This is a genomic window from Aliterella atlantica CENA595 (genome assembly GCF_000952155.1).
Classification (GTDB): domain Bacteria; phylum Cyanobacteriota; class Cyanobacteriia; order Cyanobacteriales; family Chroococcidiopsidaceae; genus Aliterella; species Aliterella atlantica.
Window position 1 is genome coordinate 124,233 of sequence record NZ_JYON01000006.1, and the last position, 20,373, is coordinate 144,605.

A 20,373-nucleotide genomic window follows, 5' to 3' on the forward strand; every position below is an offset into this window, starting at 1 on the left:
AAATATATGTCCGTTTGTGGGGAACAAAATTGGGGAGGGTGACAGTTTGCTTATTGTCACTTACGATGTGTTGCATTAAGCTTCTGTTTTGAGATAGAGATAAGGGGATAAAGAGGACAATTGTTGCGCCCCTACAAGCGCGGATCTATGGGTTCGCTTTCTAATGCCAGAATGCCAAATACGCATTCGTGGACGCGGCGTAAGGGTTCGCTTTGGGTAAAACGTTCTAAGGCTTCTATGCCTAAAGCAAATTCTCGCAATGCTAGAGAGCGCTTTTTCGATAAACCGCGCGATCGCAGTCTATCTAAATTCTCTGTTGCTGTGTACTCTGCGCCGTAGATAATTCGCAAATATTCTCTACCTCTGCATTTAACTGCTGGTTGGACTAAAAAGCGATCGTTTTTGACAACAAAATCCAATGGCTTAACAACAATTCCTTCACCGCCTTGGCTGGTAAGTTCTTCCCACCAGGCGATTGCTGTTTCTGTGCTACTGCTGTCATTTACATCTACTACTTGGTAATTTGTTGCTAGTAACAGCGCTGGATCGCAGTTGCACGCTTTGGCTATAGTTTCCATGTGCCAGATATGATTTTTATCTGTATGCACTTGCTGCTGAGTTGCCAAAATATGAAAAGGTGCAAGCTTGAAGTCAGCTATAGAATCAACTTGCCAGCAATAACGGCGATAAGCTGCAACATAACTATCTGCCATTTCTGCACGCTGTTGGTAGTGGGCTAGGCATGACTCTAGTTCAATTGTGCGACTAGCGGCTTGTTTTAGGGCTGCTACAGCACTATTTAACGATACTTGGGATGCAGCGCCTACGGCGGCATATTGACGCTGCAATAGCTCCTGAGCCTTTGCTGACCAAGGCATCAGTTCGCAGTCCAAACATACCCAACTGGTGTTAAATTCTTGCCAAAAACCAGATGTTGTTAAGGCTGTTTGCAACTTGGCTAGCATTTGGGTTTCTAGTTCGGGAGAATTAAAAAATCTTCTCCCAGTGCGGGTGTAACAAATTCCGATGCCTTCGCTTTCTATGCCAAAATGTTTGAGCGCTGCTTGCTCGCTTTGGCAGACAATAACTATAGCGCGAGAACCCATGTGCTTTTCTTCGCAGATAACTTGGGATACGCCTTGATTTTGATAGTAGGTAAATGCTTGTAAGGGATGTTCTAATAAGCCTGGCTGCTTAGATGTTTCGCAGGGTGACATGGTAGGCGGAAGGTATATCAGCCATTTGGGATTAGCCGCAAAACGACTCATTACTTCCAATGCTGCGATCGCATTTTCTTCCCTAATGCCAATTTTGCCATGCCAGCGAGTTTCTATAATTCGCTTTCCCAATACATCGTCTAAATCTAAAACATCGTCTAACTGCTGCTGTGTAGTTAGCGCTGTATCTTCTACTGGTAAAAATGGTTTGGCTGATTCGCAGTAAGCTTGTTTGGCTGCAACCGATACTATTTCCTTTTCTGGATAGCGCAAGGCGGTTAATTTACCACCATAGACGCAGCCTGTATCGATATCGATTGTCCCATTGAGCCATTGCGGTTCTATCACGGGAGTATGTCCGTAAACGACAATTGCTTTTCCGCGATATTCTGCTGCCCAATCGTAGCGTACTGGTAAACCAAATGCATCTGTTTCTCCAGTAGTTTCGCCATATAAAGCAAAGTCTCTCACTCTACCGGAACCACGTCCTTGCAATGCTGCTTTCATGCCAGCGTGAGCTACTACTAAGTTACCGTCATCTAAAACGTAGTGGCTAATTAGAGAATCGAGAAACTGAGTTATTTCTTGTAAGTAGACTTGGCGGGTATCTTCTGATAAAGCGTCAATTTCTGCTAAAGTTTTATCTAATCCGTGAGTAATTTTGACATTTTTGCCCTGCAATTTACGCATCAGTTTCATGTCATGATTGCCAGGAACGCATAATGCTGTACCTGCTACAACCATGTTGCGAACTAGGTTGAGAGTGTCTAGAATCCGGTTTCCTCTATCTACTAAGTCGCCTAAAAATACTGCTTTTCTACCTTGAGGATGGGAATAATAGCTTTCAGTAATTTCGTAGCCTAGTTTTTGCAGTAGTGCTGCTAATTCGTCGTAGCAGCCATGAATATCGCCGATAATGTCAAATGGTCCGCGTTCTGACTTGCGGTTGTTCCATAATGGTTGAATTTGAATGCTAACAGCTTCTATATCTTCTGGCGAATTGAGAGTATAGACGTAGCGGAAGCCTTCACGTTTTAAGTTACGCAAATTCCGGCGCATGGCTGCACTTTGCCTTTGTACTACATGAAAACCAAAGTTGCGGTCTGGGCGGTGTTGATTGCGATCGTGGCATACTTGTTCTGGTAAGTTGAGAGCGATCGCAACTGGCAAGCAATGATACTCTTTTGCTAGTGCTAATAATGGTTTGCGATCTTCAGCTTGGACGTTTGTTGCGTCTATTACTGTTAGTTTACCCGCAGCTAATCTTTTTGCTGCTATATAGTGCAGTAGATCAAAAGCATCTCTACTCGCAGCTTGATTATTTTCATCGTCAGAAACTAATCCTCGACAAAAATCTGATGATATTACTTCAGTTGGCTGAAAATGCTTTTTGGCGAAGCTAGATTTCCCAGCGCCAGATGCACCAACAAGTACGACTAAAGATAGTTCTGGTATTGTTATTTTCATAAAATCTTATCAATAAATATCTTTTATATAAATTGCATTCTTAGTCTAATAAGCAGATCGTTTAACTCATTCTTACAACTAGGTGTTTCTGGTAAGCTGCTGTTTTGACTAGCGGCTTGTAATTCACTGTATAAACGTTCGTATTCTCGCTGGTGAAATACTAAATCTATTTCTGGCAATACTACTTTTTCTACTCCTGCTAACTTGCAAGCAATTAACTCAGAAAGATAAGGAAATTTAAAAATCTCGTTCAATTTAACTAAATTGGCTTCTATCTCACCTGTTTGCATTAAATGAATACCTGTCAGTAATACTCGATAAATGTATAGTAGTGGTTTAACTTTTGGTGGGTTTTGCTTTGAGAAAAGCTGCCACTGAGTTTGAGCAAAACCTAAGTAATGATGGACGTGATGGCGGGTAATGCATTGACGTGCGATCGCTTTTAATTCTTCATGTTCTGGTGTAGTATGCACGATTAACGGCGAATATAATTGCTCCAAAACGTAGCCATTCTTTTTTAGGAGCATGGCAAAGAATTTTTTAACGTCATGAGTAACTAAATCTAGTTCTAAATTGCCTTGTAATTCAGCAACTTCAATCGTTTCTCTCCCGCTATCAAGTCCAACAACTTCTTTGACTGGAAGAATATGCACGCCACGCAAATCATAATCAGAATCTGGTGAAGGAAATCCGTACAAATGCGCTCCGCTAATTGTCGCGAATAGTAGTGGATATGGTTGCTTATTAGCTATTTCAATTAGTTGCTGAGAAATCATACTTGCGAAATTAAATAATTACATATAAGCTTTCTGCTTTGCAGTAAATTGTTTGAGATGATAGCTCGAAATACTTAAATAATGCTGGACACAACCAGCCTTCCATATTCTTCTGTTCCCACCGATACCAACTTCCGCCGTATTCTTCTTTTATCCAAGTAAGTTCGGCTTGATAATTGGGAAAAGGAGTGGCAGAAAATAGTAGCCTAAAACCTTCTTCAACATTTGGAAGGATTTGAACTAAAACATCAATAATTTCCGGCGCACCGCTCACAAAAGGTTCTTGCTTAAGTCCAGCTTGTTCCTCATCAAATACCCAAGTATTTTGATGTTTGTAAGGAAAGATTGCCACGATCAAATTAGACATAATTCTTGCTAAATACTCCCATTTGTGTAGGCGCTCCTAAATCTAAATCTTCATCGCCTATAGGTAAAAATTGCACTGAATAACCGAATTTTTCTGCTATTTTGTGCGCCCAATTTTGAAACTCTTGGCGCGTCCACTCAAATCTATGATCTTTGTGGCGCAATTTACCAGCAGGTAACGTCTCAAACTTGATGTTGTACTCTATGTTTGGGGTTGTTAGCACTACTGTATTTGGTTTAGCAAATTCAAATACCACGCGCTCAAAAGCAGCCAGACGCGGCGGATCTAAATGCTCGATTACTTCTACTACCGCTGCTGCATCGTATCCACACAGGCGTTTGTCGCGGTAAGTAAGAGAACCTTGTATTAGTTTAAGGCGATCGCGCTGCATTGTTGGCATCCGCTCTAAATGCAGTCTTTCTTGAGCAATTTCTAAGGTGTGGTAGGAGACATCTACGCCGACAATTTCTGTAAAGCTCTTGTCTTGTAATAGCGCTTTTAACAGCTTCCCTTCACCACACCCCAAATCTATCACTTTGGAGCTTCCACACTGCTTTAAGGCTGCAATAACTGCCGCTAAACGCTGTTGATTTAAACTGATGCGCTCTTCTACTACCGCCTCTTCTTGCTCGTGTTGTGCTTGGGTAGTATCGGGATCTAGTTCGTCTACTAACTGTGTTAAAGCCGATCGCACTAAGCGCCCTTGACGTTTGAGATAACGCTTGGCGATCGCTTTTTGCTCTGGATGTTTATTTAACCAGCCTGCACCATGACGCAGCAATTTATCTACTTCTTCTTCGCCTACCCAGTAGTGTTTTTCGTCGTCTAATACTGGAATTAGGACGTAGAGATGGGATAAAAGCTCTTGTAGAGGTATAGTGTTTTGCAGTTCGACTGTATAGTAAGAACTTTCTCCCCACTGCGGAAACTTGTCATCTAAAGTATGACGCTGGATTGTTAGCACGTAACCTAATGGCTCAAACAAGCTGCGTAACAATGCTTCGCCGCCGCGAGACTGTACTACTGCTAGTTTTGCTGTTAAAGGTATAGGCTTTTGTGCTAGTTCGGGTTTATCTTTGCAACGCCCAGCTAAAGCGCTACCAAATACTTGAGAAATGGCTACACTCATAAATGATGAAGCTACATAAGGGCGATCGTTGACGTATTGTTCTAACCCTTCTCCACCTTTTTTTCTGACTAATCCTACCGGATCGATATCTAACAACAAAGCCGCAGTACAAAGTTCTGTACTCGCTTCGGGGTAAAATACGTGCGCTTTGCCAAAAGATAGCTCAAAAGTCTGCAACCGATTGGGATGTTTGTGCAGTAAGTAGCCTAAATCGGTAGCGGGTGAATAAGTAGTTGCGATCGTCAGAAGCATTAACTAAAAACAATACTGTAACCTCTGTATCTACTGTAGCTTAAATACTACATTTGTACTACAAAACCATATTTGCTTGTCTTCATGCTTGGGGTAGAAATTTTGTGGTGTTATAAGTCACACGCCAGGCGATGAAACAAATACAATAGGATCGACTCTTAGGAATGTGTTGGATCGCTCGCTACAAGTATGTGTAGATTATTAGGCTATATCGGTCCATCGATTCCATTGGACTATGTTTTAACCAAACCAGAACACTCGTTAGTAGTGCAAAGCTATCAACCCCGCGAGATGAAGTCTGGAGTCGTAAATGCTGATGGTTTTGGCATTGGTTGGTATCACCCGCAGAAAGATACCGCTCCTTTTGTATATAAAAACATTCTCCCTATTTGGAATGATGTAAATTTATCTAGCTTGGGGCGTTATATAGAGTCAGACTGCATTCTAGGCTATATTCGCAGTGCCACAACTGGGCAAGCTGTAGATATGAGCAACTGTCAGCCATTTAAGTCCGATCGCTTGTTGTGCATTCATAACGGCAGAATCGAGAACTTCAAGCAGACATTGATGCGTCCAATTTGCGATCGCCTCAGCGATACGGCGTACAAAGGCATTGCAGGTAGTACCGATTCAGAACACTTTTTTGCTTTATTTATTGATGAACTTCAAAAAAATCCATCTGTTACTCTAGAACAAGCTTTGCAAACTGCGCTGCTAAATTTAGATGAATTAGCCAAATCTCATCAAATTTCCGCGTCAGCCAACATGATTATCAGCAATGGTAAGCGGCTGATTGCTTCGCGTTTTGCTACTAGCATAGAAGCACCAACTCTTTATTGGACTAAGGAAGATCCAACTTTTCCGAAGTCGGTAATCATTGCTTCAGAGCCAATATTTGCAGGCGATTGGCATAGTTTTCCTGAACAAAGTATTCTGAGTGTGGGAGAAGACCTTGAGATCGAAATCCATCAAATTGCAACAAACTAGCGGAGATTCTGTAATCTCTCTTGATGCAAGAAGACAGCAACTAAAACAGTGGATGCATAACTGTCGCGCTGGTACTCTGGCACTATTTGAAACAGTAGACGAAACTACATTTTGCCATCAAGCACACGCTGAATTTAGCCCAGTTGGTTGGCATTTGGGACACATAGGTTATACCGAATCATTATGGCTGCTAGAGCGCCAAGCAGGAATAAAACTGTTTCCTGAGTATCGCCGTTTGTTTGTTGCTGATGGATTGCCTAAATCGCAGCGGGGTAATTTACCACCGCTAGCAGAAATCAAAGAGTATCTCAACACGATTAGGAATAACGTTTTCCAGCGCCTAGAAACGCTCGATTTAGAGCAAGAAGAACGTCTTTGGCGCTGGCTACTTCAGCATGAAAGTCAGCATAGCGAAACGATCGCTTTTGTTCTTCAACTCCAACGCTGGTACGCCCAAGCGCCTGTAGGTGCAAGTTGGCAATTATTTAATGCAAGACAAGCTAATTTTATGGTCAATCCTGCCCCTACTGAGGTTGCATCAGATATCAACTCAGACACTATCTGCATTCAAGCAGGTGAATCGATTCAAGGAAGCGATACTATCGATGCCTTAGATAACGAGCGATCGCAGCATTTAGTTAATCTAGATACTTACTTTATCGATCGCTACCCCGTCACCTGCGGACAGTATAGACGTTTTATAGAAGCAAGAGGCTATGAAAATTCTACCTGGTGGTCGCAAGCTGGGTGGCGATGGCTGCAAACAGAAGGCGTTACCAAACCTTTATACTGGTCAGATGATACGCGCTGGGACGATCGCCCTGTTTGCGGTGTTAGTTGGTACGAAGCCCAAGCCTACGCCCGTTTTGTCGGTAAAAGGCTGCCTACTGAGGCAGAATGGGAAAAAGCTGCCTGTTGGGATGTTGGAGCAAAATGCCGTCGCACTTATCCTTGGGGCGAAGATTTCCCTACTGAAAAACACTGCAATCACGATAATGCAGTTAGTCAAACAACTCCAGTAAATGCCTATCCTGCCGGACAAAGTGCTTACGGCTGTTACGATATGTTGGGTAATGTCTGGGAATGGACATCGACATTATTTGACGGCTATCAAGGGTTTGCTAGCTATCCTTATCCTGGCTATTCTCAGGTGTATTTTGACGCACAACATTACGTTCTCAAAGGTGGTAGTTGGGCGACTCGCCCTTGGGCGCTGCGTTCTAGTTTTCGCAACTGGTATCATCCTGGCGTACGCCAGATTTTGGCAGGATTTCGTTGTGTCACCCTGTAAAATACCGTAGAGACGTAGCAGTACTACGTCTAAATGTCTGATGATGCGATCGCACCTTGAGGAGTGAATATGTCTATTTCTAAAACGGCAAGTAGTAATATTGATGAACGCTTGCAAGTTGAGCATTTATTAAGTGTCAATACGCTGTCAGCACAACAACAGATTGATGCTAGCGATGTAGTTAAAGGTTTGACTCAAACGCCTAAATCGCTTCCGGCGCGTTACTTCTACGATGATTATGGATCAATGCTATTCGAGCAAATTTGCGAACTGCCAGAATATTACTTGACGCGTACAGAAACAGCAATTTTACAACAGTATGCAAGTGCGATCGCGCAAATTACAGGTGCTTGCGAATTAGTAGAATTAGGCAGCGGTAGCTCTACTAAAACTCGGATTCTTTTGGATGCTTATAATTGCTTGGGCTACCCTTTACGCTACATACCAATTGATGTCAGTGCAGGGATTTTGGAAAGCAGTGCTAGGTTGTTACTAGCTGATTATTCCTCTTTGCAAGTTCAAGCTCTTGTTAGTACCTATGAATTAGCTTTAAAACAGCTAAAACCAAGTCAATCAGATAGCCGTGTTATTTGTTTTATTGGTAGCTCTTTGGGTAATCTCAATCCCCAAGAATGTCAAGTATTTTTCTCGCAAGTTACTGCTGCACTTGCCCCAGGTGAATACTTTTTGTTAGGTGTAGATTTACATAAATCCAAAGATTTATTAGAAGCAGCATATAACGATAGTCAAGAAGTTACAGCAGCTTTTAATCTAAATATGCTCAAACACTTAAACCAGCGCTTCGACGGCAATTTTAATTTAAAGCAATTTAAACATCAAGCATTTTACAACGAAGAGCGAAGACAAATTGAAATGCATTTGCGTAGTATGCGCTCTCAAACTGTTGAACTTCGCGATTTAAATCTTATCATTGAGCTAGATTCAGACGAAACTATTCTAACAGAAATTTCTCGCAAATTTGACCTAAATGAGTTGAAGAAAGACTTGCAAACTCAGGGCTTGAAAACGCTTAATGTCTGGATGGATGATAATAAATGGTTTGGATTGTTGCTGTGTCAGATGCAGTCTTAATTCTAGCCAATTTGCTAATATACCCATGTAGTGTTAGCTATCAAAGGGCAAAAAGTTATTAACTTGATAATTTTTCTTTATCGGGCATCACTGCACCATGTAATACTGCATACTCTAAATTAGCTTGCGACAAGTCTGTACCAACCAAAAAGGCGTTGCATAAATTCGCCATACTTAGATTAGTTTCCAATAATACAGAAAAACCTAAGTTGGCTTCAGTTAAATTTGCTTCGTTTAAATTGGCTTTAGTCAAATCTACTTCTATTAAGTTAGCTTCTATCAAATTGCTCTCGCTTAAATTAGCTTCTTGAAGATTAGCTTGGCTTAGGTTCACCTTTCTCATATTTGCTTTTCTAAGGTTTGCTTGGCTGAAGTTTACCTCTGTTAAATTAGCTTCACTAAGGTCTGCTTTACTTAAATCTATTCCGCTTAAATTTACTTCGACTAAATTAGCGCCAATCAAACTAACGCCACTAAAATTTCTTTCTCCCTCCGCGTATTTTTGCAAAAGTTCTTCAACACTCATCGGCTTCATATTCCCAAAGGACTAAGTGTCCACAAATTAAGGATACAGTAATATAACCTTAATTATTTGGGTTTAAATTCCATCTAAAGAAGAGAACTAATGTAAATTTATGATGTTAGTTTATATACAAACCGTTAATTAGAGAATTTCTATTTCGAGAGCGTTTTCTCTGTTAATTCAGTGCTAAATTCGTTAACTGGACGTATTTTCAACTCTATTGACTCCGATCGCGGGAATAAGTTATATACTTCTCTTAAAGAGTCGTCTACTTGTTCGTAAGGTACTTGTCCTTGGCGATCGAAGACTACTTTCCCAGCTTTATCTAGTATAACTACTTGCGGAACCATCCCTTTGTAGTAATAGCCTGCTTCATCTGGCGTGTACTTTTTATTCTCCGCTAATGTATCTACATTAACTGGGATAATATCAGCGGCTCGTCCATAATAAGCTTGCATCCGAGAAACAACTGTAGCATACTGCTTGCAATCACTACTATCATCAAGATAGTAGACGAGGATTGTCGCCTTATTACTTGCTTTAGATTTAGGCAAAGTTGTTTTAGGCGGTACTAAAGAGCCATTACCACCATACAACACAAAAACATTGCCTTCAAAGCGATCGTCGTTGATTGCAGCGCTTGCAGGTAGCGTTGCCAGCAAAAATAAACACGATACTAACAAACAGCATAAAACTAGCCGCTGCCAAAGAGAAGAAAATTTTAGACGTACATTCATTAAAAGTTTTTGTAGAACGTAATTTATAGTTAAGATGCGATCGCTTTTCATTCTACCTTGACCGAAATAATTCGTAATTCGTAATTCGTAATTAACTTGGGTACAAGCCCCATTAAAATCAAGGATTTTAGTAGTCTTCAGTCAGTAGTGGTTTTAAGCCTCTACTGACGCGCTACGTTTGCGGAAGAAGCCTCTTTTGCAAAGCTGGTTTTGTAACTACACATTACTAATTATTGCCTTGCGGCTTGACAATTGACCTCTATTAACAACAAATATTTGTAGCTAAGGGCAGAGGTCTACAAATTGACATCCTCCCCGCGATGAATCGGCGGGGATTCCTAAGACTCACGACTTAGGTTTCTGTTTCTTTCCCTTGCGGGTATTTTGCAACTGCCCTTTAACCATTTGATTATTAGGTCTTATGTTCGCTCCACAGACTGACACGGCAAGCCCTGCCGCCAAAATATTCTTACTTGCGTTAATATCACGGTCATGGCTAACCCCACACTTAGGACAATCCCACTGCCTAATATTCAAGGGCATTTTATCCACGATATGCCCACAAGAGCCGCACCTCTTGGAGGAAGGAAACCATCGGTCAATTTTAATCAGTTCTCGTCCGTACCACTCGCATTTATAGGTAAGTTGACGGACAAGTTCTCAAGCGACGTTTGTGGGGGAAGCTTCCCCCACAAAGCTCGCGCCCCAAGAAGCATCACTAATAGAGAGCGACAGTTTATGGTTTTTGACCATGTTTTGAAGCGCCAAATCCTCAACTACTATCGTTTGGTTTTCACGTACCAGTTGAGTTGTCAGCTTATGCAAAAAGTCTTTTCTACTATCGGTTATTTGTGCGTGTACTTTCGCTACTTTGTGCCTTTGTTTCTGTCGGTTGTTCGACTCCTTAAGTTTACGAGACAAAGATTTTTGCACCTGTCTGAGCTTAGATCGTAACTGCTTAAAGTGTCTTGGATTGCCGATCTTGTCGCCATTGCTCGTAGCAATCAGGCTGGTTATTCCCACGTCCAAACCGATAGACTTATCAGTTTTAGGCAATGGTTGAACTGTTGTATCTACTAGCATTGATACGTGGAATCGTCCACTCGCATCCAGCTTGACTGTTATCGTGCTGGGTTCGCACGCCTGTGGCAACTGTCTACTCCAACGAATAGGCAGCGCCTCGCTACACTTGGCAAGCCAAACTTGCCCATCCTTCCACTTAAAAGCAGACTTAGTAAACTCCGCACTGCCGCCATGATGTTTTTTCTTAAAATTAGGATACTTAGCGTGTCCCGCCCAAAAGTTAGCAAAGGGCGCGACGTTTGCGGGCAGATTACTCTGTCCGCAAAGCTCGCTTCTTTTTGCAGATGTCTAAGTCCTTGTTGCAAAGGTACGCTACTAACCTCATTGAGAAATTGCAAGTCTTCTTGCTTCTTCCATTGAGTGAGCATCGCAGAAGTCTTGATGTAGTCTATTTTCTCCTGCCGTTCATACCAGCCTTGAGTTCTCGCCGCCAGCGCTCGGTTATAAACCAAACGCGCACAACCCATTGTCCGACGCAAGAGAGATTCTTGTTCGGCAGTTGGGTAGACACGATAGCGGTAAGCTTTTTGCATTCTTACATTTTAGCCTACAATTATGTAAAAATATATCTAGGCAGGATAAATCCTGCTAACAGCTTTCATCTCCGGTTTAAAAACACGGAGTTTTCAGCGTCGTTCCTTATAAATCAATTACAATATAAGTAGAGTAGACATTCTCAGAGGAAAAAGTGATTAAATCGTTGTGGTTAACTTCGCTATCTATTGGTTTAACTGCGATTTTCGCTAATACTACTTTCGCTGCTACTACTACTGAGCAAAAATCTCAGCCTACGCGAATAGTTCAAATAGAACCAGAAACTCCACTATGCTATTTGCAAACTTCTGATGGCAAAGTTTGGAACCTCAATCAATTGTGCGAGCAACAACCACAAGAAACAACAGCACGTTCTACTCCTCGAATCGCTAGCCCGTACAATGCTTCTACTATTAAGAGGTTTGATGATGATTTGTACGGAGAAGGTAATTAAGTTTTTGGCATAATTTTAGTTAATAGGCAAAAATAATTGCAGGTATAGATGCTTTATCTATACCTGCAATTGTGTTTATCTCTTCTGTGTAGAAGCTGTTGGAGTTGCTTGCTGTAAATCTTTAGCTAAATTGGTTGCTCTGGTGTAACCAGCTTTATTAGATTGTGAGGCAAAAAGTTTTGCTGCTTTTTGATAATCAGCGATCGCAGCTTTATTATTACCTAGTTTAGCTTGAACTTGACCGCGATAAGTATAAGCTTCGGCATTGTTTTCATTACCAGCAATAGCTCGATTTAAATCGTCTAGTGCTTTTTCATTTTCGCCTACTTTGAAGTACATCGCGCCGCGATAGCTATACCCCGCACCTTGTTCGGGATAAATCTCAATTGCTTGAGAATGATCTGCAATTGCTTTTCGATATTCACCTAAAGCAGCGTAGCTTACACCTCTACTATTAAGCAAATATGAATGACTAGGATTATGTTCTATCGCTTTAGTATAGTCATCAATGGCTGCTTGATACTTTCCCATCGACCGGAATATATCACCGCGATATGTATAAGCTATATAGTGATCGGGCTGCGTTTCAACTGCTTTAGTTAAGCCCTCAATAGCTGTTTGATAGTCTTTATTGTGTAATCTATCTAATGCCTGGTTTACATATTTCTCTGCTTGACGCTGTGATTCTGTAAGTTCTGGAACTACTGAACCGCTAGGTGATGAATGATGTCCGCCATGCGTTTGAGCAAAGCTATTTTTTGCTGCTACAACTGAGCCAATGCTAATTATAGTTGCGATCGCGATCGCCTGGCGCACAAAAGACATATTTTTCCTCGATAAGTTAGTTGCAAGTTTATTCAAGCTTCAGTTTTTTAATTGACATGAAGCAATTCCATTGACGGTTGTGGAAGTACGTGACTAGCGTAAGATTTTTGATACAAAGCGCTGTGAGGTAACACGCGCAATATTTCCGATACTGTAGTTATACCTTTGGTAACTTTCCTCACCGCCGCCAAGCGGAAAGAATCAAAATTGGTTTCATTAATATAATGATGCAGTTGAGTTGTTGTACCTTCGTAGATTATACGTTTAACAGTTTCATCAACATTGAGTAACTCCACAATTGCTTCTCGCCCAATATAGCCAGAATTGAAACACTTCGCACAACCTCTACCATGTCTCCAATCTTGTACGTGGGCGTGTTCCATATCTAAGCCCAAAACTTTCAAATCCGCTTCTGTAGGCTGATATGGTTCGCTGCAATGAGGGCAAACTTTACGTACTAGACGTTGGGCAACTACTCCCAAAAGTGCATCGCTAATAAATCCCGCATCAGGGCAAAGGTCTTTTAAGCGCGGTACAGCACTAATAGCATCATTTGTGTGCAAAGTAGTTAATACCAAGTGTCCTGTCAAAGCCGCGCGTACAGCAGTCTCCGCCGTTTCCGCATCGCGGATTTCACCAATCATGATAATGTCTGGATCTTGACGCAAAATCGCTCTAAGTCCCGCCGCAAATGTCATCCCCGCAGGTTCGTGAACTTGAGTTTGAGTAATTCCAGGTAATACATACTCTACAGGATTTTCGACTGTAACTACATTGACGTGATCTTGAGCTATCTTTTGCAAGCTGGTGTAAAGAGTGCTAGTCTTACCGGAACCTGTTGGACCTGTAAAAATAATCATCCCTTGGGGTTGTTGCAACCAATGTTTGTATGTTGCTAAAGTGCGATCGCTAAACCCCAATTCTTCAATACTAGAAAAGTTATTCTCTCTAGGCAAAAGTCTAATTACTGCTTTTTCTCCACCAACACAAGGTAGGGTACTAACGCGCATATCTAAGCTTTGTTCCCCATCTTGTTCGGACATATATTTATCGCCAATCCGCGCATCTTGAGGGCGACGGCTTTCGGAAATATCCATATCGGACATAACTTTTAGCGCGATGATGGCTTTGCGGCTAACATCTAAGGGTAAAGTTGTAATGTTGCGTAAAATCCCATCGATGCGATAGCGCACTCTTAAGCCGTTGGGCATTGGTTCTAAGTGGATGTCGCTAGCTCGATTCCGCAAAGCGCTAGAAATAATTGCTTTAATTCGACTAATTTGATCTGCGGCTTTAGATAAAGAAAATTCTGTAGCTTCGCTGATGTCTTCTTCTTTTACTTGTTCTTTTTCTAACTCGCCTGTCAATGGATTGAGTAAGGGAGCAGAACTAAGACGGTTGTTATCCAGGTTGTGATGATGAACCCAAGCTCGATAGCTTTTATGTTGAATAGGAACAAACTTTACTTCTGTTAAAGTCTGTTCGCTTAGTTTTTTGATTGCATCCGGTGATAGCGGTATAGAACTACCTAAAAAGTAGCAATTGCGCCACAGTAATAAAGGGATTACCGGAGGTAAAGATTTGCGATCGGGAAACTCTCTTAAAAATCTTTGACTTACTTCCGAATCGAGCAATTCTAAATGAACAAGTCCGCTTTCATCTACCAAAAGTTTTAAAGCTTGTTCGCAAGTTATCTCTTTACTTTTTAGCCTTTGCCAAACTGAGCGATGATGTTGCTTTTGCATTTTGCCTAAATTATTTATTATTTATATTTATTCAATTATAACAATTGAAAATTTACTGCGAATATCGAAAATAATGTCGAGCGATCGCCTTTTATTAAAAATTAATAATATGAACATATAAAGCACTTACTTTGATAAATTGTGCTACACCTTGAACTATATATAAATAATTTTAAGTTTACAGATTAAACCATTTATAGATACTAGCTATGAGATTTTAATTAGGAAAAGGTTAATTTTGTATTTATCACCTGTTTATTAAAAGTTATGGATAAAGCACTGCTATTTTGTTGAGCCTACAGCAGTGCTTTTGATGTACTAGCGGTTTATAATGCGGGTGCTGGTAGATTCTTCGGTGGAGCGGCAGCGATCGGGTCAGGACCGCCTGTACCTACCATAAACTGGTTCATCATGTCGTGGTCTTCGTGAACTGTGTTATGGCAGTGGCTCATATATGCACCAGTATTAGGACCAAATCTGCCAATTACGCGCAGAGTCTCGTTTTCACCTACATAGAAGACATCTTTCCAGCCTCGTTCGTAGGCAAAAGGTGCTTTACCATTGCGATCGAGCAGTTGCATATCTAATAAATGCATATGGATGGGGTGGAACCAGCCGCCTGAATTGTTGTAGATTTTCCAGATTTCTACATCGCCAAGTTGCGGATTGCCATCAAACCGCGCTTTATCCCATGTTTTACCGTTGATTACCCACAAGCCATTAGAGCGCTCGTATCTAAATTCACGAGTCCTTACTGCTGAAGATTCAGCAATAGGTTGAATGTCGCGCAGCTTGCTAGGAATAGAACTAGGATCGCTTTCAGTCCGCACAACCTCGAACTGCATAATTCGATCTGTGTTGTCATACTTGTCATTGTTGGCGGGATGATTATTTCTCAATACAATCTTTGTGCCGACTTTGTACTTGGAAAAGTCAATAACCACTTCGTAGCGTTCAGCCATCCCAATCCGAAAATTGCTGACTTGAGCAGGTGCGCCCATCAAACCTGCGTCCGTACCAATCACAGTAATAGGGTCGCCTGTACTTAGGGAAAGATTATAGGAACGCGAGATCGAGCCGTTTAAGACGCGGAAGCGATACTTGCGGTTGGCGACTTTCATGTTGGGCCAAGGTACGCCATTAACAACAATCACATCACCCATTTGGCTGCTTTCGCCTTGGTTGTCAAAAATTAACTTGCCGCTTGAGCTAAATTGCTTATCTTGGATAAGTAGAGGTACGTCGTACTCACCTTTTGGCAAAGGTAAACCGAGTTCGTAGTCATCCTGAACTAAATACATACCTGCTAAACCCATATACACATTTATGGCAGTTTTGTGGATTGCGTGATCGTGATACCACAAGGTAGCAGGGCGGTTGTTGGGATAAATATAGTCTTTATATTGACCTGGGTTGGTCAAATCTTCAGCATAGCCGTCATATTGAGGCAGCGATGCCATACCGTGTAAGTGAACTGAGGTCGGCGTACCTACGCTGTTATTAATGAATCGAACTATTGATTGCCGATCTTTGCGTTGCTTGATTGTTGGACCAGGAGTTATACCGTTGTATCCCCAAATTTCTGTTTTCAGCCCTGGTAGGATCTCTACCGTAGCTTTTTTCATTGTGATTTCGTAGTAATCAGTTGTAGCATCGCTACGGACAGGATTGAGAACAGGTGGGATACGTAGTTGCTGACTAAAGAGCGGAACTTTCGGACTACCTGCGTCCCCAGCGTAGCTGCGACGTTGGAAGCCGATCGGTAGTATTAATGACCCGCCAGCTAGCGCTCCTAGTTTTAATGCTTGTCGTCTAGTTAGGATTGTCATTGCAGTAGTTCCCTTCGAGAATATTGTTAATCTTTTTTGCTGGAGATAGCAAATTTATTAAGTTAAATTAAGTTCACTCATCTATCATGACAACTACATAGCTAATAAGTGGTTGCGTTATGTCTGAGTTATGTCTAAATTTGGCCTAAATTAGACATATTTAAAATCTATACATTACCTAATTTGCAACGCTTGCAGCGTTATCTACGACCATCTACCAAAAGAAATATTTAAAGTTTTTGCTTATGTATGTCTTTAGATAGATGTTTTATATTACATAATTAAAATGAGAAATGTGTAAATATTTGTTAAATATAAATTTTGAGATGGATCGAGTTGGCTGGCGATCGCTGCGTAACTAAATTAAGCTGCAACTAAATTAGGAGCAGTAAATTAAAGAATTACTCTTACTTATAGGTTGACAACTAAATAGATAATTAGTGTTTAACTTGTGTGTAAGTTATGTCTAAATTTTACTAAGTTTATGTATTTTTACGTAGTTTGAGCAAGTACCTAATCAAATTCCCAATCTAGCCCAAATTTTTAACTTAAATTCGAGAGAACATTTAATAAAAACTTTAAATTCAAAGTGAATAATGTATGCTGGGCAAAATGACGTGCAAAAACAATCAAACTGTTTTGCCTGAGTGGATATAGAAAAACCTTATCTTAGCCCAAAATAAGCAAGAAGCAAGACGAGCGAAAAAACACTTTTATGAGAGTGCTGCTAGTAAAAAAAGTCAATTAGGCAAAGGTAGTATATTTACAGTCTTCTTACCTTGCCAACAAAGCGTTAGTTAGAAGTAGATCTCCTCCCTGCCGTAGAACGGGCAAAGTTTATGTCAAAATCGGTTGAAGCGTAATATTTAATTTTGAATTATGGATTTTCCGCGATCGCGGCAATATTTTCAGCAAGAAATCGAGCAACCGGACGAGCAGATCGATTTAGCTTTGTCGGCGCTGTATATTGCTCAAGAAGAATATCCGAATTTAGATATTTTTGAATATCTCAATGCTTTAGATACTATGGCATTTGAAATCAAAGAGCGTTTGCCAAATCAGATGTATCCGCTACGGACGATTCAATGTATTAATCAATACTTGTACGACGATCTAGGATTTAGTGGCAATACAGCAGATTATTACGATCCGCGTAACAGCTTCTTAAATCAAGTAATTGAACGACGAGTAGGCATTCCTATTACTTTGTCTTTAGTATATTTAGAAATTGCCAAAAGAATTGATTTTCCGATGGTAGGGGTAGGAATGCCAGGACATTTCCTCATTCGCCCAGATATAGCAGAAATGGAGATATTCGTCGATGCTTTCAATCAGGGCGAAGTTATGTTTGCTGACGATTGTCAAGAAAGACTTATGCAAGTTTACGGGCAACCTGTAACTATGCAACCGGAGTTTTTAGTCGCAGTTAGCAAGCGGCAACTTTTGGCTAGGATGTTGAGCAATTTAAAATTTATCTACTTAAACGTACAGCAATTAGAACGAGCATTAGCAGCAGTTGAACGTATTTTGTTGTTGTTACCCGATAGTCCAACAGAAATACGCGATCGCGGCTTAATATATTATCAAATCGGTCGTTGGGTAGCAGCAGTTAAGGATTTTGAAACTTATCTATCTCAATTACCTAATGCCCAAGACGCACCAGTAATTCGCCGCTTGCTAGAACAGATATCTAAAAATTAAAATTTACTTTTTCTCTGCATTTCAATCCAATAAAGGCACAAAATCTAGCAATACTGTAACACAAATATGTTACTTTTTCGCTTAATTTTGTGCCTCAACACTATAACCATGTATTTACTAATTCGTAACTAAGGAGCTTGCCCCGTTCGCGAATTATACGGATTATATATGCGTGCTATTTAGCGCCCATCTCAACTACTAGACTACGCATAAAATTAATCCGTTGCTCGAAATCTAGCTGCTTAATCTGATTGACAAACTCGTCTGTTTCTGAGGGCAACTTGTAGTCAGAAGGTACTTGAATAATTACACCTTCATCCATTCCCTGAGCCAAACGCAGCCATAGATCCAACTTACCGCTAGAGCTAATAGATCCATAGCTGTGGCTAATTTCTGAATCTGCACCTGAAGCAATATCGCGTTGCGCCTGCAACTGTTCTTCCTTAGACATTGCTTTAATGCGATCGTATAGCGCTCCCGCCGTATCTTGAGCCGAAGCTGCGTTACCTGGATTCAATTTGTCTTTGAGATCGAGATAGCCAAACCACAAGATACCTAACTGAGTGTCGATATCAAAGCGCTTGAATGTTTCTAGAGACTTTTTGGTGTTTTCGTCGGTAGCGAATGTCATAGAACCTAATCAAAAATAAAAGCAACTCAGTTTTTCAACTGTAGGTTGCACTGCAATAACTTAGGTTTAATTAATTCACCCTACTAGATTAACCCCGCAAAAGATAGATGTCGCGATCGCTACTAAAGATAGATGCAAGTGAATATTTAGTATAGATAGTTACCTATTTATTCAAAATTGAAACCTGCATAAGCTAGGCAAAGCCAACCCAAGATAAAAGCCGCACCTCCTAATGGAGTAATTGCGCCCAAAACTTTAATATCAGTAAGGCTGAGTGCGTATAAACTACCAGAAAATAAAATCGTACCGACAATAAACGCCCATCCAGTTACAACCAAAGTAGACTGAGAAAAATCTGCACGAATTAGTAAAAGTGCTACTATTAATAAAGCGATCGCATGATACATCTGATAACGCGCCGCCGTTTCAAAAATTTCTATAGCTCGTTCGCTTAACTTTGCTTTTAAAGCATGGGTAGCAAAAGCCCCAGCAGCAACAGATAAACCGCCTAAAATTCCTGCTAAAGTAATAAATATTTGGGGCATTACTTGTCCTTAAATATCAAAATAATAACTAATTCCGCCACGTTCGTTATTTTCAAAAGTAGCGTTTAATTCTCGATCTTTTTTGTTTAGATATTGTTTAGCTTCTTCCGGCATGATTTGAGCGGCGATCGCAAAGTTTAAAACACTAATATGCCCTTTGTCTTGCTGTACTAATTGATAGAAAATTGCTTGCAAGCGATCGCTATTATTTTTCTGATGCTGTTTTTGCAATCCCCATACTATCCAACCGCCTGCTGCCATTACTGGAACGCCAAAGGCTAACCCCAAGTATAACCGGATCTAAACTGTCGCTTTTTTCTTGGGGTATGGTGTCTCGATCTACAAGTTCGCCAATTGCAATCATCAAGCAAAAAAGCCTACTGACAGGAGTAAACCAGCCCCTACTTTTTTAAGAAACTTCATAATATCAGTGCAAGATACGCTCGATCTTGCACGATTTTAACTCTACTTGCGAGTAGCTTCTAGAATGCGGGAAAAGTAAAATTGAGTGCGCGTCATTGCTTGCCGTTGCACTGCAAAACCGTTACTTTCCAAAATTTTGACAACGTCTACTTCGCGGTGCAAGTAGGCGCGAGTTGCTTTGCTTGCTCCTGGGAAGAAACTACCAATTTTTTTTAGCAAACTTAGGGCGAAGGTTTTGGGGGCAAAACTGAGGATAATGCGCGATTGTGCCATAGATGCAAGATGGGATATCATCCGATCTGCCTCGTTTTGAGGGTAGTGGATTAAGACATCTAAGCAAATTACGGTGTGATAGTTACCAGTAATAGTTTCTAAGTCTTGAACGGCGAATTTAAGCTTGTTGGTATTACCTATTTCTGCTGCTGCTCTATCTTTGGCTTCTTGAATCATTTTCTCGGAAATGTCGCTGCCGTAAACTTCGGCTCCTGCTTGGGCTAGTGGTATGCTCAGGCTGCCTACTCCACACCCAGCATCGCAGATTGATATTTGGGGGAGGTTGTCTGTTTTTAACCAGTTGAGAACCGTGTCTACTGTTTGCTGATGTCCGGTGCGAATGTCTAGTTGGACTTTGTTTACTTCTCCGTCTCCGTAAATTCTTCGCCAGCGATCGAATCCGGTGGAGTTGAAGTATTCTTTGACTATGGTTTTGTCGTCAGTTGCGTTCATTATCAGGGTTTATTATTTGCTCTAGGCTCTAAATTATCT

The 20,373-nt window shown here is 41.0% G+C and carries 18 protein-coding genes and 1 pseudogene; 5 read left to right on the top strand and 14 right to left on the bottom strand.

Features of this window, described 5'->3' with window-relative positions; translation table 11 throughout:
• Positions 1-131: 131 nt before the first annotated feature.
• From UH38_RS07740 to UH38_RS07755, 4 genes are read right to left on the bottom strand one after another with little or no spacing between them, the layout of a single operon-like run.
• On the bottom strand, positions 132-2,684 hold the full coding sequence (locus tag UH38_RS07740) for a polynucleotide kinase-phosphatase (protein ID WP_045054065.1): 2,553 nt from the start codon (positions 2,682-2,684) through the stop codon (positions 132-134).
• Positions 2,685-2,707: 23 nt separating this feature from the next.
• Positions 2,708-3,460, bottom strand: a complete 753-nt coding sequence (locus UH38_RS07745; protein WP_045054066.1) for a nucleotidyltransferase domain-containing protein — start codon at positions 3,458-3,460, stop codon at positions 2,708-2,710.
• 10 nt (positions 3,461-3,470) lie between these two features.
• Entirely contained in the window at positions 3,471-3,827 is a 357-nt protein-coding gene (locus UH38_RS07750; protein WP_045054067.1) for a DUF6717 family protein, read from the bottom strand.
• A complete protein-coding gene (locus UH38_RS07755) occupies positions 3,820-5,208 on the bottom strand; it encodes a 3' terminal RNA ribose 2'-O-methyltransferase Hen1 (protein ID WP_045054068.1) in 1,389 nt (462 codons plus the stop codon). The genes UH38_RS07750 and UH38_RS07755 overlap by 8 nt, the downstream gene beginning before the upstream one ends.
• 189 nt (positions 5,209-5,397) lie before the next feature.
• Between UH38_RS07755 and egtC the strand changes: the two genes are divergently transcribed.
• The 3 genes from egtC to egtD all read left to right on the top strand — a co-directional run bounded on the left by egtC (position 5,398) and on the right by egtD (position 8,578).
• Positions 5,398-6,195 (top strand): ergothioneine biosynthesis protein EgtC, encoded by a 798-nt coding sequence (gene egtC / locus UH38_RS07760; protein ID WP_045054069.1) that lies wholly within the window; start codon positions 5,398-5,400, stop codon positions 6,193-6,195.
• A 52-nt stretch (positions 6,196-6,247) separates the two neighbouring features.
• Positions 6,248-7,486 carry an SUMF1/EgtB/PvdO family nonheme iron enzyme gene (locus tag UH38_RS07765; protein WP_045054145.1) on the top strand — a complete coding sequence of 413 codons (1,239 nt, stop codon included), beginning with the start codon at positions 6,248-6,250 and terminating at the stop codon, positions 7,484-7,486.
• Positions 7,487-7,555: 69 nt separating this feature from the next.
• The gene (egtD, locus tag UH38_RS07770; RefSeq protein ID WP_045054070.1) at positions 7,556-8,578 is read left to right on the top strand and encodes an L-histidine N(alpha)-methyltransferase; all 1,023 of its coding nucleotides are present in this window, start codon (positions 7,556-7,558) and stop codon (positions 8,576-8,578) included.
• A gap of 58 nt (positions 8,579-8,636) precedes the next feature.
• Here the strand turns inward: egtD and UH38_RS07775 are convergent, their stop codons facing one another.
• The 3 genes and pseudogenes from UH38_RS07775 to UH38_RS28115 form a co-directional block, all read right to left on the bottom strand.
• Positions 8,637-9,104, bottom strand: coding sequence for a pentapeptide repeat-containing protein (locus tag UH38_RS07775; RefSeq protein WP_045054071.1), 468 nt, complete (start codon positions 9,102-9,104; stop codon positions 8,637-8,639).
• 149 nt (positions 9,105-9,253) lie between these two features.
• Complete coding sequence (locus UH38_RS07780) at positions 9,254-9,838, bottom strand: thylakoid membrane photosystem I accumulation factor (RefSeq protein ID WP_045054146.1); 585 nt, start codon at positions 9,836-9,838, stop codon at positions 9,254-9,256.
• Between the two features lie 345 nt (positions 9,839-10,183).
• Positions 10,184-11,454 (bottom strand): annotated as a pseudogene (locus UH38_RS28115) (RNA-guided endonuclease InsQ/TnpB family protein).
• A gap of 155 nt (positions 11,455-11,609) precedes the next feature.
• On the opposite strand from UH38_RS28115, the gene UH38_RS07790 reads away from it, so the two are divergent.
• A complete protein-coding gene (locus UH38_RS07790) occupies positions 11,610-11,909 on the top strand; it encodes a hypothetical protein (RefSeq protein ID WP_045054072.1) in 300 nt (99 codons plus the stop codon).
• Between the two features lie 75 nt (positions 11,910-11,984).
• On the opposite strand, the gene UH38_RS07795 is transcribed toward UH38_RS07790, so the two are convergent.
• The 3 genes from UH38_RS07795 to UH38_RS07805 all read right to left on the bottom strand — a co-directional run bounded on the left by UH38_RS07795 (position 11,985) and on the right by UH38_RS07805 (position 16,308).
• Positions 11,985-12,734 (bottom strand): tetratricopeptide repeat protein, encoded by a 750-nt coding sequence (locus UH38_RS07795; RefSeq protein WP_045054073.1) that lies wholly within the window; start codon positions 12,732-12,734, stop codon positions 11,985-11,987.
• A gap of 47 nt (positions 12,735-12,781) precedes the next feature.
• Complete coding sequence (locus UH38_RS07800; protein ID WP_045054074.1) at positions 12,782-14,479, bottom strand: GspE/PulE family protein; 1,698 nt, start codon at positions 14,477-14,479, stop codon at positions 12,782-12,784.
• 326 nt (positions 14,480-14,805) lie between these two features.
• Positions 14,806-16,308: a multicopper oxidase family protein gene (locus UH38_RS07805; RefSeq protein ID WP_045054075.1), complete on the bottom strand. Its 1,503-nt coding sequence runs from the start codon at positions 16,306-16,308 to the stop codon at positions 14,806-14,808.
• An 879-nt stretch (positions 16,309-17,187) separates the two neighbouring features.
• Here UH38_RS07805 and UH38_RS07810 point away from each other — a divergent pair.
• Complete coding sequence (locus UH38_RS07810) at positions 17,188-18,009, top strand: SirB1 family protein (protein ID WP_045054076.1); 822 nt, start codon at positions 17,188-17,190, stop codon at positions 18,007-18,009.
• Positions 18,010-18,184: 175 nt separating this feature from the next.
• On the opposite strand, the gene UH38_RS07815 is transcribed toward UH38_RS07810, so the two are convergent.
• The 4 genes from UH38_RS07815 to bchM form a co-directional block, all read right to left on the bottom strand.
• The gene (locus tag UH38_RS07815; RefSeq protein ID WP_045054077.1) at positions 18,185-18,640 is read right to left on the bottom strand and encodes an orange carotenoid protein N-terminal domain-containing protein; all 456 of its coding nucleotides are present in this window, start codon (positions 18,638-18,640) and stop codon (positions 18,185-18,187) included.
• Between the two features lie 167 nt (positions 18,641-18,807).
• Positions 18,808-19,185: a DUF423 domain-containing protein gene (locus UH38_RS07820; RefSeq protein ID WP_045054078.1), complete on the bottom strand. Its 378-nt coding sequence runs from the start codon at positions 19,183-19,185 to the stop codon at positions 18,808-18,810.
• Between the two features lie 9 nt (positions 19,186-19,194).
• Entirely contained in the window at positions 19,195-19,473 is a 279-nt protein-coding gene (locus UH38_RS07825) for a hypothetical protein (protein WP_052672305.1), read from the bottom strand.
• Between the two features lie 177 nt (positions 19,474-19,650).
• Entirely contained in the window at positions 19,651-20,334 is a 684-nt protein-coding gene (gene bchM, locus UH38_RS07830) for a magnesium protoporphyrin IX methyltransferase (protein WP_045054079.1), read from the bottom strand.
• Between the last annotated feature and the right edge of the window lie 39 nt (positions 20,335-20,373).